This is a genomic window from Streptomyces sp. NPDC036822 (assembly GCF_055609145.1).
Genome location: NZ_JBVJPY010000006.1, coordinates 465,746 through 481,246, shown reverse-complemented (window position 1 = coordinate 481,246; position 15,501 = coordinate 465,746). Strand labels below are relative to the sequence as shown.

The 15,501-nt window shown below is 70.9% G+C and carries 16 protein-coding genes; 6 read left to right on the top strand and 10 right to left on the bottom strand.

Annotated features, from left to right (window positions below; genetic code table 11):
* Window positions 1-38 precede the first annotated feature (38 nt).
* A complete protein-coding gene (locus ACZ68P_RS18025) occupies window positions 39-347 on the bottom strand; it encodes a hypothetical protein (RefSeq protein ID WP_365718875.1) in 309 nt (102 codons plus the stop codon).
* 410 nt (window positions 348-757) lie between these two features.
* Between ACZ68P_RS18025 and ACZ68P_RS18020 the strand changes: the two genes are divergently transcribed.
* Entirely contained in the window at window positions 758-1,777 is a 1,020-nt protein-coding gene (locus ACZ68P_RS18020; RefSeq protein WP_471007117.1) for a C40 family peptidase, read from the top strand.
* Between the two features lie 194 nt (window positions 1,778-1,971).
* A complete protein-coding gene (locus ACZ68P_RS18015; RefSeq protein ID WP_471007116.1) occupies window positions 1,972-2,688 on the top strand; it encodes a phosphatase PAP2 family protein in 717 nt (238 codons plus the stop codon).
* Between the two features lie 35 nt (window positions 2,689-2,723).
* On the opposite strand, the gene ACZ68P_RS18010 is transcribed toward ACZ68P_RS18015, so the two are convergent.
* The gene (locus ACZ68P_RS18010; protein ID WP_471007114.1) at window positions 2,724-2,885 is read right to left on the bottom strand and encodes a hypothetical protein; all 162 of its coding nucleotides are present in this window, start codon (window positions 2,883-2,885) and stop codon (window positions 2,724-2,726) included.
* Window positions 2,886-2,982: 97 nt separating this feature from the next.
* On the opposite strand from ACZ68P_RS18010, the gene ACZ68P_RS18005 reads away from it, so the two are divergent.
* Together ACZ68P_RS18005 and ACZ68P_RS18000 are read left to right on the top strand one after the other, a co-directional pair.
* Entirely contained in the window at window positions 2,983-3,801 is an 819-nt protein-coding gene (locus tag ACZ68P_RS18005) for an SCO4651 family lipoprotein (protein ID WP_471007112.1), read from the top strand.
* A 114-nt stretch (window positions 3,802-3,915) separates the two neighbouring features.
* Window positions 3,916-4,155, top strand: a complete 240-nt coding sequence (locus ACZ68P_RS18000; protein ID WP_471007109.1) for a hypothetical protein — start codon at window positions 3,916-3,918, stop codon at window positions 4,153-4,155.
* A 230-nt stretch (window positions 4,156-4,385) separates the two neighbouring features.
* Here ACZ68P_RS18000 and ACZ68P_RS17995 read toward each other — a convergent pair whose 3' ends face one another.
* Entirely contained in the window at window positions 4,386-4,745 is a 360-nt protein-coding gene (locus ACZ68P_RS17995) for a metal-sensitive transcriptional regulator (protein WP_471007106.1), read from the bottom strand.
* Window positions 4,746-4,937: 192 nt separating this feature from the next.
* Here ACZ68P_RS17995 and ACZ68P_RS17990 point away from each other — a divergent pair, with 192 nt between their 5' ends.
* Together ACZ68P_RS17990 and ACZ68P_RS17985 are read left to right on the top strand one after the other, a co-directional pair.
* Window positions 4,938-5,558, top strand: coding sequence for a DUF47 domain-containing protein (locus ACZ68P_RS17990; protein WP_365718679.1), 621 nt, complete (start codon window positions 4,938-4,940; stop codon window positions 5,556-5,558).
* 6 nt (window positions 5,559-5,564) lie between these two features.
* A complete protein-coding gene (locus ACZ68P_RS17985; protein WP_471007104.1) occupies window positions 5,565-6,563 on the top strand; it encodes an inorganic phosphate transporter in 999 nt (332 codons plus the stop codon).
* A 172-nt stretch (window positions 6,564-6,735) separates the two neighbouring features.
* On the opposite strand, the gene pstB is transcribed toward ACZ68P_RS17985, so the two are convergent.
* The 7 genes from pstB to ACZ68P_RS17950 all read right to left on the bottom strand — a co-directional run bounded on the left by pstB (window position 6,736) and on the right by ACZ68P_RS17950 (window position 14,968).
* Window positions 6,736-7,512 (bottom strand): phosphate ABC transporter ATP-binding protein PstB, encoded by a 777-nt coding sequence (gene pstB / locus ACZ68P_RS17980; RefSeq protein WP_471007102.1) that lies wholly within the window; start codon window positions 7,510-7,512, stop codon window positions 6,736-6,738.
* 27 nt (window positions 7,513-7,539) lie between these two features.
* Complete coding sequence (gene pstA / locus ACZ68P_RS17975) at window positions 7,540-8,619, bottom strand: phosphate ABC transporter permease PstA (protein ID WP_471007099.1); 1,080 nt, start codon at window positions 8,617-8,619, stop codon at window positions 7,540-7,542.
* 91 nt (window positions 8,620-8,710) lie between these two features.
* Entirely contained in the window at window positions 8,711-9,688 is a 978-nt protein-coding gene (pstC, locus tag ACZ68P_RS17970) for a phosphate ABC transporter permease subunit PstC (RefSeq protein WP_471007097.1), read from the bottom strand.
* 112 nt (window positions 9,689-9,800) lie between these two features.
* Window positions 9,801-10,937 (bottom strand): phosphate ABC transporter substrate-binding protein PstS, encoded by a 1,137-nt coding sequence (gene pstS, locus ACZ68P_RS17965; protein WP_471007095.1) that lies wholly within the window; start codon window positions 10,935-10,937, stop codon window positions 9,801-9,803.
* 272 nt (window positions 10,938-11,209) lie between these two features.
* Entirely contained in the window at window positions 11,210-11,608 is a 399-nt protein-coding gene (locus ACZ68P_RS17960; protein WP_471007093.1) for an NUDIX hydrolase, read from the bottom strand.
* The gene (locus ACZ68P_RS17955; RefSeq protein ID WP_471007092.1) at window positions 11,605-12,696 is read right to left on the bottom strand and encodes a CHAD domain-containing protein; all 1,092 of its coding nucleotides are present in this window, start codon (window positions 12,694-12,696) and stop codon (window positions 11,605-11,607) included. Before ACZ68P_RS17955 ends, ACZ68P_RS17960 begins: the two co-directional genes overlap by 4 nt.
* The gene (locus tag ACZ68P_RS17950) at window positions 12,683-14,968 is read right to left on the bottom strand and encodes an RNA degradosome polyphosphate kinase (protein WP_471007091.1); all 2,286 of its coding nucleotides are present in this window, start codon (window positions 14,966-14,968) and stop codon (window positions 12,683-12,685) included. Before ACZ68P_RS17950 ends, ACZ68P_RS17955 begins: the two co-directional genes overlap by 14 nt.
* Window positions 14,969-15,501 lie beyond the last annotated feature (533 nt).

Here is a 15,501-nt window from a genome sequence, read left to right as displayed (position 1 = left end):
TGTGGTGACTGGACATCAGGGATCGTGACCTTCGGTGGTTAGACGGCCATCCCGTACACGATGGTGAAGAGCGTCCCCAGCGATCCGATGATGAAGACGCCGGTGAGGCCGGCCACGATCAGGCCCTTGCCCTGCTCGGCGCTGAACGTGTCCCGGAGGGCGGTCGCGCCGATGCGCTGCTTGGCCGCACCCCAGATGGCGATGCCGAGGCAGAGCAGGATGGCCACGGCCATCACGACCTCGATCATCACCTTGGCCTCGTTGCCCAGGCTTCCGAAAGGCCCCCAGTTCGGGGCGATTCCACCGATGATGGTGGTGATGTCGCCCTTTGGCGCCGCCAGGTACATGTAACTCACCGCCCCTGTTGGGTAGTTCGTCGCCCCTGCCGGATGGCATGGGTCATCGTCCTATCTTCGCTGATGAAACCGCTCGCGTGTGACGGCTTGGCGGCTCTCTTTACCCGATCCCCGCACACTTGACCGATCTGGCCGCCTTGACCTGCGGCGGTGTGGCCGGTTTCTCTACGAAGAAGCGTATGGTCACTCTGTGTATCACGGGGTGTGACTCCGGGCAATGATTGTCGTTGTTGCACTCTTGGGGGTGTGGCGACCGCGGGAAGGAGCGGGACGGCCGCGCCGCGCGGGGCTGGAGGGTTTCTGACACATCCGGTCCGTCCTTTTCGTCCACGCCCCGGGCGGCCCCCCGCCGCCTAGACTCGACGGGTGGCGGACTGCCGGGACCTCGGGGGTGTTTGACGGTGCGTAAGGCGTGGCTCGTGGGTGGCGGGGCCGTCGGGGTGTGCCTCGGCTTCGTCGCGCTGCTCGTCGTCGGTACCTACTCCGCCGCCGCGGGTCTCTTCGGGGGCGCGGGGGACGCCAAGAACGGGACCGTGGGCCTGGCCAGGGGAGCCGTGCCGGCCGCGTACCAGGGTCTGGTGCAGAAGTGGGGGAACCTCTGCCCGGCCATCAATCCGGCGCTGCTGGCGGCGCAGTTGTACCAGGAGAGCGGCTGGAACCCGAAGGTCGTCTCCCCCGCCAACGCCATGGGCATCGCGCAGTTCATCCCCGGCACCTGGGCCGGGCACGGCATCGACGGGGACAACGACGGGGACCGGGACGTCTGGGACCCGAACGACGCGATCCCGTCCGCGGCCTCGTACGACTGCGAGCTCGCCGGCTATGTGAAGGACGTGCCGGGCGATCCGACGAACAACATGCTCGCCGCGTACAACGCGGGGGCGTACCGCGTCATCAAGTCCGGCGGGGTGCCCCGGATCAGCGAGACCCAGAACTACGTACGGATCATCCGCTCGCTGGAGAAGAGCTTCGCCCGGCCCGTCGGCAGGGTGGAGCCGTCCCGCCAGGCGGCCGGGGCGATCTACTACGCCCAGCAGAAACTCGGCACGCCCTATCTCTGGGGCGGTACGGGAACGGCCGCGCAGAATGGCCGATTCGATTGCTCCGGTCTCACCCAGGCCGCGTACGAGAGCGTCGGGATCCGGCTGCCGCGCGTGGCCAACGACCAGTACAACGCGGGACCCCATCCGTCGCGTGACGAGCTGCTCCCCGGCGACCTGGTCTTCTTCTCGGACGACCTCACCAACTCCCGTGCCATCAGGCACGTCGGCATCTACGTCGGCGGCGGCTATATGATCGACGCGCCTCGAACGGGGGCGGTGATCCGGTTCGACAAGATCGACACGCCGGACTACTTCGGTGCCACCCGGGTCACCGCGGACGGTGCGGCGGCGCTGCCTACCGGGCTGCCGCAAGCCTGACGCTGTGTCCGGTCATACCGGCCGAGTGGCCGGAACTCTCCGTTAAACGATGGCCCTGAGCTGCGACGACGTGTCACTCTTCGGTAACGTCGCGCTGATTCTCGGGGAAGAGCGGAACGCTCGCCTCAGGCGGTTCGTTCCCTGATCCGACCGCCCACGGTCGACTCACAGGACAAGGCAAGGGGCCGCGGCAGATGGCTGGACTCGCATCGGACGGTTCGAACCCCGATGTCGGCCTGCTCTACGACATCAACGGACTGGCCAAGGACGCGCCGCCGTGGTTCGACCGCGTCATGGAGTTCGTCGGCGAGTACGGCATCATGCTCGGCCTCGTCCTCGTCGCGCTCTGGTGCTGGGCGAGCGTCCGCCGGCGCGGCACCCTCGCCGAGTCCGTCGCCGGTGTCGTGGGCCTCGTCTGGGCCCCGCTCGCGGCCGGAGTCGCGCTCCTCGTCAACATCCCCATCCGGGGCTTCGTCGAGCGGCCGCGGCCCTTCAATGACCATCAGGGGCTCGAGGTCCTCATCGGCGGCAAGACCGACTACTCCTTCGTCAGCGACCACGCCACCATGGCGATGGCCATCGGCGTCGGACTCTTCGTCGCTCACCGCAGATTCGGCCTCGCCGCCATCGCTCTCGCCTTCGCCGAGGGCTTCTGCCGCGTCTACATGGGCGTGCACTACCCCACCGACGTCATCGGCGGCTTCGCGCTCGGCACGGCGGTGGCCCTGCTCCTCGCGCCGCTCGCCCACGCCCTGCTGACCCCGGTCGTCTCCGCCGTCGCCCGCTCGTCCTACGGCGCCCGGCTCGTCCGGTCCCGGCGCGCCGCCGAGCGCTGCCCGGTCCCCGAGACGCTCGGCATCACCGACCCCCGGGTCGGCTCCGGCTCCGGCGAGAGCGACCTCGCGGCCTAGGTCCTGTTCCGCAAGCCCCGTCCGGGCCGCACGGCCTACAGCTCTTCCTCCGGCGGCGCCGCCGTGTGCGCCTCGGCGTCCGTACGGGCCCGCTCGCGCGAGCGCCGGGCCGGGCCCGACCATCCGCAGCTGCACCTGGCTATCGCGAAGGAGCCGCGTTCCGTCGTGGTCGTGTGATGCGGGGCCTGCTCGTGCACACCACCACCGTACTGCGCGTGACGGGGCGCCGGGACCGTCGTTATCCGGTCGGGCGGTCCCGGCAAGCAGCGGCACGGCGTTGGGGGTTGGCAGGCGATGGTGGTGCGGAGGTACGGACGCGGGACCGGGGCGATCGCCGTCGCCGCCGCTCTGGTCGGAGCGGCGGCCACCAGCGGGTGTTCCGGCCCCGCCGACGCCAAGCCCGGCGGTGATCCGACGGCGGCCGTGCGGAAGGCGGCCGACGTGCTGGCCCGGGCCGGGACGTCCAAGGCGACCACCTCCATGGAGATGGCGGCCGGCGGAACCCGCGTCACCATCCGGGGCGAGGGCGGCTACGACTTCCGCAGGCGTACCGGCCGGCTGGAGGTCGTGCTGCCCAAGGACGCCGCCGGGGCCGACGAGCACCGGCCCATCACCGAACTCCTCAGCCCCGGCGCCCTGTACATGAAGAACCGCGGGGCCGGAGTGCCCGCCGACAAGTGGGTCCGCGTCGACACCACCACCCTCGACGACGGCAACCTCGTCACGGGCGGGGCCACCGATCCGGCGGCCGCCGCCGAACTGCTGCGCGGCGCGCACGGGGTCAGCTACGTCGGCGAGGTCGACCTGGCAGGGGTGAAAGTCAGCCACTACCGGGGCACCGCCGACATCGCGGAGGCCGCCCGGGCGGCCTCCCCTCAGGTGCGCGGGGCGCTCGCCGCGGCGGCGAAGGGGTTCGCCAAGGACGCCGTGCCCTTCGACGCGTACCTGGACCGCGACGGGCGGCTGCGCAAGGTCCGGCACCAGTTCAGCTTCACCAACCAGGGGCGTACGGTCGCGGTCGCCTCGACCACCCTGCTGTACGCCTTCGGCACCCCCGTCGACGTACGCCTGCCGGCCCGGAAGGACATCTACGCCGGGAAGATCAAGGCGTGACGGGACGGCCGTAGGCCACCAGGCCACCCTCAAATGGTCCGGACGTGTCATGCGCGGTGCGTGGCGCGCTCCCTACGCTGGGAGACCGACGCCGGCAGGAAGAGGTGAAAGCGCGTGGCTCCGTCCCGTACCGCGACATTGCCCACCGAGCAGGAACGCGTCGCTCTCGCCGAGATCGAGCTGTGCGGTGAGCTGATCATCGCGGCCTCGGCCGCCGACGGGGAGCGCCTCAGCGCCGACCGGATCGACGAGGTGCTGCGGGTGGCCGGCGAGCGGGCCGAGGCGACCGGACCCGTCGGGCGGGCGGACGCCCGCGCCCGGCGGCCCGTCGGCCGGGGCGAGCGGGACCGCTGACCGGCCGGGGCACGGCTCCGGCGGCGGATGCGCGGGGGTGCGGCTCAGCCCGCCTCTGTCCGGGGCACGGCTCGGGCCGCGGGTCCGGTTATCAGCCCTGGCCGCCGGGCCTCAGCCTTTGACCGGGCCGCGGGTCCGGCCGCGGTCCGGTTCCCGCCCCGGCCGCCGGGACTCCGCCCCGGTCCGGTGCGCGGTTCCAGCCCGGCCGCCGGGACTCCGCCCCGCGCCCGTCAGGTACGCATCATTCGGGCGATGGCCTTCGTGGCCTCCTCGACCTTCGCCTCGATCTCGTCGCCGCCCTTCAGGGCCGCGTCGGCGACGCAGTGGCGCAGGTGCTCCTCGAGCAGCTGGAGCGCGAAGGACTGCAGGGCCTTCGTGGAGGCCGAGACCTGGGTGAGTATGTCGATGCAGTAGACGTCCTCGTCGACCATCCGTTGCAGACCGCGGATCTGCCCCTCGATCCGGCGGAGCCGCTTGAGGTGCTCGTCCTTCTGCTTGTGGTAGCCGTGCACGCCGTGGTCGTGGTCGGCCGGCGTGACGGTCGGCTCGACGGCTTCGGGGGTGACCTGGCCCGCCTCGGTGGTCGTCATCGCGTCCTCCCGTTGTCCAAAAGGGTGTGGATACCCCTCGTGGGTATATGGTACCGAGCCCCGCCGATCCCGGCGGGGGCCCGTGCAGATCACTGTGCCTGATGGGCGACACTGAAGGGACGCCGGTTAGCCGTGGCCGGATGATGCGCCTAGCATCAGCCTGACCGAAACCCAGCACCCCGAGGACCCCACGTGCGATTTCGTCTGACCCCCAGGGAGACGAGCTTCTACGACATGTTCGCCGCGTCCGCGGACAACATCGTCACGGGCTCGAAGCTCCTGATGGAACTGCTCGGAGCGGACTCCTCCGCCCGGGCCGAGATCGCGGAGCGGATGCGGGCAGCGGAACACGCCGGTGACGACGCCACGCACGCGATCTTCCACCAGCTGAACTCCTCTTTCATCACCCCCTTCGACCGCGAGGACATCTACAACCTCGCGTCCTCCCTCGACGACATCATGGACTTCATGGAGGAGGCCGTCGACCTGGTCGTCCTCTACAACGTCGAGGAGCTGCCCAAGGGCGTCGAGCAGCAGATCGAGGTCCTGTCGCGGGCGGCCGAGCTGACCGCCGAGGCCATGCCGCACCTGCGGACCATGGACAACCTCACCGAGTACTGGATCGAGATCAACCGTCTCGAGAACCAGGCCGACCAGATCCACCGCAAGCTGCTCGCCCACCTCTTCAACGGCAAGTACGACGCCATCGAGGTCCTCAAGCTCAAGCAGATCGTGGATGTGCTGGAAGAGGCGGCCGACGCCTTCGAGCACGTGGCGAACACGGTGGAGACCATCGCGGTCAAGGAGTCCTGAGGCTTCGTGGACACCTTCGCTCTGATCGTGACCATCGGTGTCGCGCTCGGCTTCACGTATACGAACGGCTTCCACGACTCCGCCAACGCCATCGCCACCTCCGTCTCGACCCGGGCGCTGACCCCGCGGGCGGCGCTGGCGATGGCGGCGGTGATGAACCTCGCCGGTGCGTTCCTCGGCAGCGGGGTCGCCAAGACCGTCAGTGAGGGCCTGATCGAGACGCCGCACGGCGACAAGGGGATGGGCATCCTCTTCGCCGCGCTCGTCGGCGCGATCATCTGGAACCTGGTCACCTGGTACTTCGGCCTGCCGTCGTCCTCCTCGCACGCGCTGTTCGGCGGCATGGTGGGCGCGGCGCTCGCGGGTGGCACGGAGGTCATCTGGGGCGGCGTCCTCGACAAGGTCGTCATCCCCATGTTCATCTCCCCGGTCGTCGGTCTGATCGCCGGTTACCTGGTCATGTGCCTGATCATGTGGATCTTCCGCAAGGCCAACCCGCACAAGGCGAAGCGTGGCTTCCGTATCGCCCAGACGGTGTCGGCGGCCGGCATGGCGCTCGGTCACGGTCTGCAGGACGCCCAGAAGACGATGGGCATCGTGGTGATGGCGCTGGTCATCGCCGATGTGCAGCAGTCCGGCGACGACATCCCGGTGTGGGTGAAGATCGCGTGCGCCGTGATGCTCTCGCTGGGTACGTACGCGGGCGGCTGGCGGATCATGCGCACGCTGGGCCGCAAGATCATCGAGCTCGATCCTCCGCAGGGCTTCGCGGCGGAGACGACGGGCGCGTCGATCATGTTCGGCTCGGCGTTCCTCTTCCACGCGCCGATCTCGACGACGCACGTGATCACCTCGGCGATCATGGGCGTGGGTGCGACGAAGCGCGTGAACGCCGTGCGGTGGGGCGTCGCGAAGAACATCATCCTCGGATGGTTCATCACGATGCCGGCCGCCGCCCTGGTCGCCGCGGTCAGCTTCTACGTCGTCCAGCTGTTCTTCGGCTGACGGCAGGCACCGAACGGCCGGCACCGAACCGCCGGCACCGAGCGCGGCCGGTTCGGGCGGGCAAAAGGATGTGGGCCCGGCTCCCCTGTGGGGGAGCCGGGCCCTTCGCCTTGCGGTGGCACCGCCATGCAGCACCGCAGGACGCCGAGCGGCGAGGCCGCTGGTCTGTCGGCTATCCGAAGCGGCCCGAGATGTAGTCCTCGGTCGCCTGGACGCTGGGGTTGGAGAAGATGCGCTCGGTGTCGTCAAGCTCGATCAGCTTGCCGGGCTGGCCGACCGCCGCCAGGTTGAAGAAGGCCGTACGGTCGGAGACGCGCGCCGCCTGCTGCATGTTGTGCGTCACGATGACGATCGTGAAGCGCTCCTTCAGCTCGCCGATCAGGTCCTCGATCGCGAGGGTGGAGATCGGGTCGAGGGCCGAGCAGGGCTCGTCCATCAGCAGGACCTCCGGCTCGACCGCGATCGCGCGGGCGATGCACAGACGCTGCTGCTGACCGCCGGAGAGGCCGGAGCCCGGCTTGTTCAGACGGTCCTTGACCTCGTTCCAGAGGTTCGCGCCCTTGAGGGAGCGCTCGACGATCTCGCTGAGCTGGGACTTCTTGTACGAGCCGTTGAGGCGCAGGCCCGCCGCCACGTTGTCGAAGATCGACATGGTGGGGAAGGGGTTCGGGCGCTGGAAGACCATGCCGACCGTGCGGCGCACGGCGACCGGGTCGACGTGGGAGCCGTACAGGTTCTCGTCGTCCAGCATCACCTTGCCGTCGACGCGGCCACCGGGGGTGACCTCGTGCATACGGTTCAGGGTCCGCAGGAACGTGGACTTGCCGCAGCCGGAGGGGCCGATGAAGGCCGTCACCGAGCGGGGCTCCACGGTCATGGAGATGTCGTCGATCGCCTTGTGGGCGCCGTAGTAGGCGGAGAGGCCACTGACGTCGATTCGCTTGGCCATATCAGTTCACATCCAAGGTGGCCGCGGTCAGCGGCCGGTCTTCGGGGCCTTCCAGCGGGCGATGCCGCGGGCCACCAGGTTGAGGATCATGACGAAGGCGATCAGGACGAGCGCGGCGGCCCAGGCGCGGGCCACGGCGGCGTCGGTGCCGACCGCGTACTGCTCGTACACGTAGAGCGGCAGCGAGGACTGGGCGCCTTCGAAGGGGTTCGGGTTGATCAGCTTCGTACCGAACACGAGGAGCAGCACCGGGGCCGTCTCGCCGGTGATGCGGGCGACCGCGAGCATGACGCCGGTCGTGATGCCGCCGATCGCGGTGGGCAGGACCACCTTCAGGATGGTGCGCCACTTGGGGATGCCGAGGGCGAGGGAGGCCTCGCGCAGCTCGTTGGGGACGAGCTTGAGCATCTCCTCGGTGGAGCGGACCACGACCGGCATCATCAGGATGGCGAGCGCCATCGCGCCGGCGAAGCCCGAGGGGCCGAAGCCCAGCATCAGGTTCCAGGTGGCGAGGATGAAGAGGCCCGCGACGATCGACGGGATGCCCGTCATGACGTCGACGAAGAAGGTGACGGCCTGGGCCAGCTTCCCGCCGCCGTACTCGACGAGGTAGACGGCGGTCAGCAGGCCGATCGGCGCGGCGATCAGGGTGGCGATGCCGACCTGCTCGATCGTGCCGACCAGCGCGTGGTAGACACCGCCGCCGGCCTCGGCGTCGAGGACGCCGTTCATCGAGTGGCCGAGGAAGTACGGGTCGAGGACCGCCAGGCCCTTGCTGATCGTGACCCAGGCGAGGGAGAGCAGCGGGATCACGGCGAGGACGAAGCAGACCCAGACGAGGCTGGTCGCGACGCGGTCCTTGGCCTGCCGGCTGCCCTCCACCTTGGAGGTGATCGCGTAGGTGGCGAGGACGAAGAAGAGCGCGGCGATCAGGCCCCACTGGATCCGGCTGTGCCAGCCGGCGGCGAGCCCGAGGCCGACGGCGGCGGCGATGGACCCGACGGCGATGGCGGCCGGGGTCCAGCGCGGGAGGCGGGCGTGGCGCAGCGGGTCGTGCCGCACGGGGGCGGTCGTCACCGGCGGCCGGTCCTGTATGGCGTTGCTCATGCTGTGCCCCCTACCGTGGCTTCTCCGCCGGCGCGGCGCGGAGGTGCGGTCCTCGCTGTCGTCTGCGGCCCGGAGGCCGCGAGTGCGTCGCTCACGCGGCGGCCCCCGAGTACTCCTTGCGGCGGCCGATGATCCACCGGGCCGCGCCGTTGACCAGCAGGGTGATGGCGAAGAGGACGAGGCCGGAGGCGATCAGCGCGTCACGGCCGAACTCGTTGGCCTCGTTGAACTTCGCCGCGATGTTCTGGGCGAAGGTGCCGCCACCGGGGTCGAGGACGTGCCCCGAGATGACGAAGCTGGGAGACAGGACGACTGCTACCGCCATGGTCTCACCGAGTGCCCGGCCGAGGCCCAGCATGGAGGCGGAGATGATGCCGGAGCGGCCGAAGGGGAGGACCGACATGCGGATGACCTCCCAGCGCGTGGCGCCGAGGGCGAGCGCGGCCTCCTCGTGCATCTTCGGGACCTGGAGGAAGACCTCACGGGTGACGTTGGTGATGATCGGCAGGATCATGATCGCCAGCAGGATGCCGACGGTGAACAGCGAGCGGGCGACGCCGTCGCTGGACTTGTCGAAAATGTACGTCCAGCCCATGTAGTGGTCGAGCCACTCGTTCAGGCCGGCCAGGTAGGGGACCAGGAAGATCGCGCCCCACAGGCCGTAGATGATGCTGGGGACGGCGGCGAGCAGGTCGACGACGTACGCGAGCGGCTTGGCGAGCCTGCGCGGCGCGTAGTGCGAGATGAACAGCGCGATGCCGATGGCGACCGGCACGGCGATGACCATCGCGATGACCGACGAGACGACCGTGCCGAAGGCCAGGACGGCGATGCCGAAGACCGGCGGCTGGCCGGCCGGGTTCCACTCGGAGGTGGTGAGGAAGTTCGTGGAGTCCTGCGAGATGGCGAGGACGGCGCGGTAGCCGAGGAAGACCGCGATCGCGGCCATGATCACCAGCAGGGTGATGCCGGAGCCCCGGGACAGGCCGAGGAAGATCTTGTCTCCGGGGCGGGTCGCGCCCTTGGGGCGATCGCTTTCGCGTATGGGTGGTGGGGTTGTCGTAACCATCGTGTCTCTCCGGTCTGCGGAGCCGGTACGGGTGTACGGGTTCCTGGCGGCGGTGCACCGGATGCCGGGTCCGGCCCGTCGGGTGTGGCCGACGGGCCGGACCCGGCCGGGATCAGGACAGGGTGGGGACGATCTCGCGGACCTTGGCCGCGATCTCGGCGGGGAGCGGGGCGTAGCCGGCGTCGGTGAGGACCTTCTGGCCCTCCTCGCTGACGGTGTAGTTCAGGAACGCCTTCAGGGTCGGCAGGGTCTCCGCCTTGTTGCCCTTGTCGCAGGCGATCTCGTAGGTGACGAGGATGAGCGGGTAGGCGCCCTCGGCCTTGGTGGCGTAGTCGAGGGAGAGGGCCATGTCGCTGCCGGTGCCCTTGACCTTGGCGGCGGCGATGGCCTTGGAGGCGTTGGCGGAGGTGGCCTCGACCGGGGCGGAGGCGCCGGTGTTCAGGTCGACCGTGGAGATCTTGTTGGCCGCGGCGTAGGAGAGCTCGAAGTAGCCGATGGAGCCCTCGGCGTCCTTGACCGCGGTGGCGACGCCGGAGGAGCCGTTGGCGGCCTGGCCACCGGGGGCGGGCCACGACTTCGACTTCGGGTCGTGCTTCCAGTCGGCCGGGGCGGCCTGGGAGAGGTACTTGCCGAGGTTCTGGGTGGTGCCCGACTCGTCGGAGCGGTGGAAGGCCTGGATGGAGGAGTCCGGCAGCTTGGCGCCCGGGTTGAGCTTGGCGATCGCCGGGTCGTTCCACTTCTTGATCTTCGTGTCGAAGATCTTGGCGATGGTGGGGGCGTCCAGGACCAGGTTGTCCACGCCGTCCAGCTTGTAGCCGATGGCGATGGGGCCGCCGACCATCGGGAGGTTCACGCCCTTGCCGCCCTTGCAGATCTTCTGCGACTCGGCGACCTCCTCCTCCTTGAGCGCGGAGTCGGAGCCGGCGAAGGCGACCTGGCCCTGGTTGAACTTGGTGATGCCGCCGCCGGAGCCGATGGCCTGGTAGTTGACCTCGACGCCGGAACAGGCGGCCTGGAAGTTCTTGACCCACAGGTCCATGGCGTTCTTCTGCGCGCTGGACCCGGCGGCCAGGAGCTGGCCCTTGGCGCCGTCGCACTTGATGTTCGACGCCGCGGTGGACGTCTTGTCGCCGTTCGGGGTCGCGCCGGTGTTGTCGTCCGAACCACACGCCGAGAGGACAAGGGCGCCGGAGACGACGAGGGCACCGATCGCGGAGGCGCGAAGCCCGTTGTTGCGCGAAAGCTTCACTTTCGGGTGTTCCTTCCAGAAGCCGCCTACGGGGACCGGGTGTCCTGAACGTTGTACGGCGGCGTGTGTCGGGGTCGTGGGATGCGGCGCTGTGGCCGTGCACCTTGTACGGCCGAAATTAGGCAGAACAGGTGAATCGGCCGACCGAGGAGAGTGAACGGGAAGTGAACCGTGCCGGAAGCCCGGGTGCGGGGCGGCGCGCCGGGGGTGCGGGGCGGCGGGGAGGGGGCCGGCCGGCCGGCCGAGTCGCCGTGCGCACCGGGCCGACGGGCCTATCGGGCCGTCGTGGCCAGGAGGGCGTCGAGGAGTTCGCGGTCCCTCGGCTGGGTGAGGTGGGGCCGGGCCGAGGGCGGGGCGAGCCAGAGGAGCCGGTCGACCTCGCGGCTTGGCGTGAACGTGCCGCCGAGGGCGCGCGCGGACCAGTACGTGACCTCCTTCGGGCGGCCGTTGGCCAGATAGCGGGCCGTGGGCAGCCGACGGCCCAGTTCGCACGTCTGGCCGGTCTCCTCCAGGATCTCGCGGACCGCGCACTCCAGGGCCGTCTCGCCCGGCTTCAGCTTGCCCTTCGGGTGCGACCAGTCGTCGTATTTCGGCCGGTGGACCAGGGCGATCTCGACGCCCCGGCCCGACGGGTCCGGGCGCCAGAGGACCCCTCCGGCCGCCCTGATCACGACACCGCCGCCGTCGCTCTCCGCCAGGTCCGCTGGAAGGCGAACCGGGCCGCCTCGACCTCGTGGCGCTGATCCGCGTGCAGCACGCCGAGGGCGTACGCCGTGGCCGGGGCGATGCGGGGGGTGCGGGCCGCCGTGGCCGCTGCCGTGGCCGCCTCGGAGGCGTCGCGGTGGCGGTCCAGGGCGCGGCCGGCCTCGTACAGGACCGGGTCAGGGTCCGTGCCGGCGTGCAGCACCTCGCAGGCGTACCGGTGCAGGCGCAGCAGGAGCCGGGTCTGGTGCCAGGGCGCGTCCTGCGACTCGCCCGCGGCGAGGGCGAGCGCGTCGGCGTTGTACGGGTGGGCCGCGCGGGTCAGCGGGAGCCCGGCGACGGCGTCCAGGAGGCGGCGTTCGACGGTCTCGGCCTGCGGGTCGAGGACGTCGAACGCCGGAGCGGCCGCCGCCGGCCCCAGGGGCACCTCGGACGCCAGGAGGGCGACCGCGTCCGCGACCGCGTGGAAGCGGGAGGAGCCGAGCGCCTGGAGGGCGGCCGAGTGGGCTCGTGTACGGGCGAGGGTGAGCTGGCGTTCGAGCAGGGCTCCCGCGCGGGCGGCGCCCACCGTGAGGCCCGCCGCCTCCGCGCCCCGGGCGGCCGGGACGGGGCCGCTTCCGTTCGACAGACGGGACAGGGCGTCCACCAGCCGGACGAGGCGCGAGGTGCAGGCGTGCTCCAGGGCCAGCGTGCCGGAGAGCCAGCCCAGCTCGGTGCGGAGCTGGTCGGCCCACACGGGGTCGAGGAGCGGCCGGAAGGTGTGCAGGGTTCCACCGATCCTGCGGGCGGCGGCCCGCAGGGACCGGGCCGCCTCCTCCGCGTCCGCCGTGCCCGCTCCCCGCTCGGCGTGCAGCCGCAGGGCGCGCAGGAAGTCGCCGGCCCGGGCGTGGAGGTAGGGGGAGAGGACCTCACCGGCGGTGACTCCCGCGCCGAGCCCCGGACGGAGGGCCGCCGGGGCTCCGGTGCCCGGCGTGGCGCGGACGGGGGTCGTGGCGCGGACGTCCGTCGGGGCTCCCGCGGGGCCTTCCGTGGTGACGTCGTGGTCAGGTTTGTGCACGCCGGCGCCTCCGCGCGTCGATGAGCATCTCCTGGACGTGCCGCAGTGGCTGGCCGTCGGGGTCGGTCGCGTGCCGCGTCCAGTTCCCGTCCGGACCGAGGTGCCAGGAGGAGGTCGTGTCGGACATCCCGGTCTCCAGGAGCCGGGTGAGGGCGGCCCGGTGGGCCGGGTCGGCGACCCGCACCAGGGCTTCTATGCGCCGGTCGAGGTTCCGGTGCATCATGTCGGCGCTGCCGAACCAGACCTCGGGGTCGCCGCCGTTGCCGAAGGCGAAGATCCGGGAGTGCTCCAGGAAGCGGCCGAGGATCGAGCGGACCCGGATGTTCTCGGACAGGCCGGCGACCCCGGGCCGTACCGCGCAGATGCCCCGGACCCAGATGTCGACCGGTACGCCCGCCTGCGCCGCCCGGTAGCAGGCGTCGATGACGGCCTCGTCGACCAGCGAGTTGACCTTGATGCGGACGTAGGCGGGCCGCCCGGCCCGGTGGTGGACGATCTCCTTGTGGATCCGGGAGACCAGCCCGTCGCGCAGGGACTTGGGGGCGGTGAGCAGCCGGCGGTAGGTCTCGCGGCGCGAGTAGCCGGAGAGCCGGTTGAAGAGGTCCGAGAGGTCGGCGCCGACCTGCGGGTCGGCGGTGAGCAGCCCGAGGTCCTCGTAGAGCCGGGCCGTCTTGGGGTGGTAGTTGCCGGTGCCGACGTGGGAGTAGCGGCGCAGCAGCTCGCCCTCCTGCCGGACGACGAGGGAGAGCTTGCAGTGCGTCTTGAGGCCGACGAGGCCGTAGACGACGTGGCAGCCCGACTCCTCCAGCTTGCGCGCCCACTTGATGTTGGCCTGCTCGTCGAAGCGGGCCTTGATCTCGACGAGGACGAGGACCTGCTTACCGGACTCGGCGGCGTCGATCAGGGCGTCGACTATCGGCGAGTCGCCGGAGGTCCGGTACAGCGTCTGCTTGATGGCCAGCACGTCCGGGTCGCCGGCCGCCTGCTCCAGGAACGCCTGGACGGAGGTGGAGAACGAGTCGTACGGGTGGTGCAGCAGGACGTCCCGCTCGCGCAGCGCGGCGAAGATGTCGGGCGCGGAGGCCGACTCGACCTCGGAGAGGTCCCGGTGGGTGCCGGCGACGAACTTCGGGAACTTCAGCTCGGACCGGTCCAGGGAGGCGATCCCGAAGAGACCGGTGAGGTCGAGCGGCCCGGGCAGCGGGTAGACCTCGGCGTCGGAGACCTTCAGCTCGCGTACGAGCAGGTCGAGGACGTACGGGTCGATGGACTCCTCGACCTCCAGGCGGACCGGGGGCCCGAACCGGCGGCGCATGAGCTCCTTCTCCAGCGCCTGGAGGAGGTTCTCGGTGTCGTCCTCCTCGACCTCCAGGTCCTCGTTCCGGGTCACTCGGAACATGTGGTGCGCCAGCACCTCCATGCCGGGGAACAGCTCCTCCAGGTGGGCCGCGATGACGTCCTCCAGGGGGACGTAACGCTGCGGGGAGGCCTCCAGGAAGCGGGAGAGCAGCGGCGGCACCTTGACGCGCGCGAAGTGGCGGTGGCCGCTGACCGGGTTGCGCACGACCACGGCGAGGTTCAGGGAGAGGCCGGAGATGTACGGGAAGGGGTGCGCGGGGTCGACGGCCAGCGGCGTGAGGACCGGGAAGATCTGCTGCCGGAACAGGGTGAAGAGGCGGGCCTGCTCCTTCTCGGTCAGTTCGGGCCAGCGGATGAGGTGGATGCCCTCGTCGGCCAGGGCCGGGGCCACGTCCTGCTGGAAGCAGGCGGCGTGCCGGGCCATGAGCTCGCGGGACCGGTTCCAGATGAGTTCGAGGACCTCGCGCGGCTGGAGTCCGGAGGCGGAGCGGGTGGCGACCCCGGTGGCGATGCGGCGCTTGAGGCCGGCGACGCGGACCATGAAGAACTCGTCGAGGTTCGACGCGAAGATGGCGAGGAAGTTAGCCCGTTCGAGGAGCGGTGTGGCGGGATCCTCGGCCAGTTCGAGGACCCGCTCGTTGAACGCGAGCCAGCTGCGCTCACGGTCGAGGAAGCGGCCCTGGGGGAGCTCCCCGGCGGCGCCGTCGTCCTCGTAGGCGTCCGGATCGGCGTCCAGGTCGGGCGCGAGATCCGACACCGGGCCCGCGTGGACGGCGTGGGGGCGGTGCGCGGCTATGGAACCGACGGTCGGCTGGCCGTTCTGGCCGCTCTGACCGTTCTGGCCGTGCGGTGTCGGCGTCGCGGACGGCTGTACGGAGGACTGGACCGGGACCTCGGCGGGCTGCTGGCTCATGGCCCCATTCTTCCGCGCGAAGGGGTGGTCAAGCGCGTCGGAGCGGGCCGTGGTGGAGGGAAGTCTCCCTTTCGGGAGCGCCTGGCGGGGCGCGTGCACGGCGGGCTTCATTGAGCGAGCCTCGCAAGCGCGTCTGAATGGCTGGTAACGACGACGTGTCGTACGGGGATCGGTGGCGGATCGGTGGCGGGTCCGGCGAGGGGCCCGGCCACCGATCCGAACCGGCGGTTCCGCGGGTGCCGGGCGCGCAGGACGCGGAAGGCGGCCAGGAGGGCGAGGGCGGCGACGGCGAAGGGCTTCGGCCGGGCAGGTGCCGAGCCGCGGGTGGGCGCAGGCGCGGCCTCGGTCGGCCAGGTGCCGAGCCGCGGGGTGGGCGCAGGCGCGGCCCCGGTCGGCCAGGTGCCGAGCCGCGGGGTGGGCGCAGGCGCGGCCCCGGTCAGCCAGGTGCCGCGGTCGCGGACGCCGGGCCACGGGGGGTCTCGTCGCGCCCGGCGCCCCCGGCGCCGGGCTGGGGCCGCCGGACGGTCCGGAGG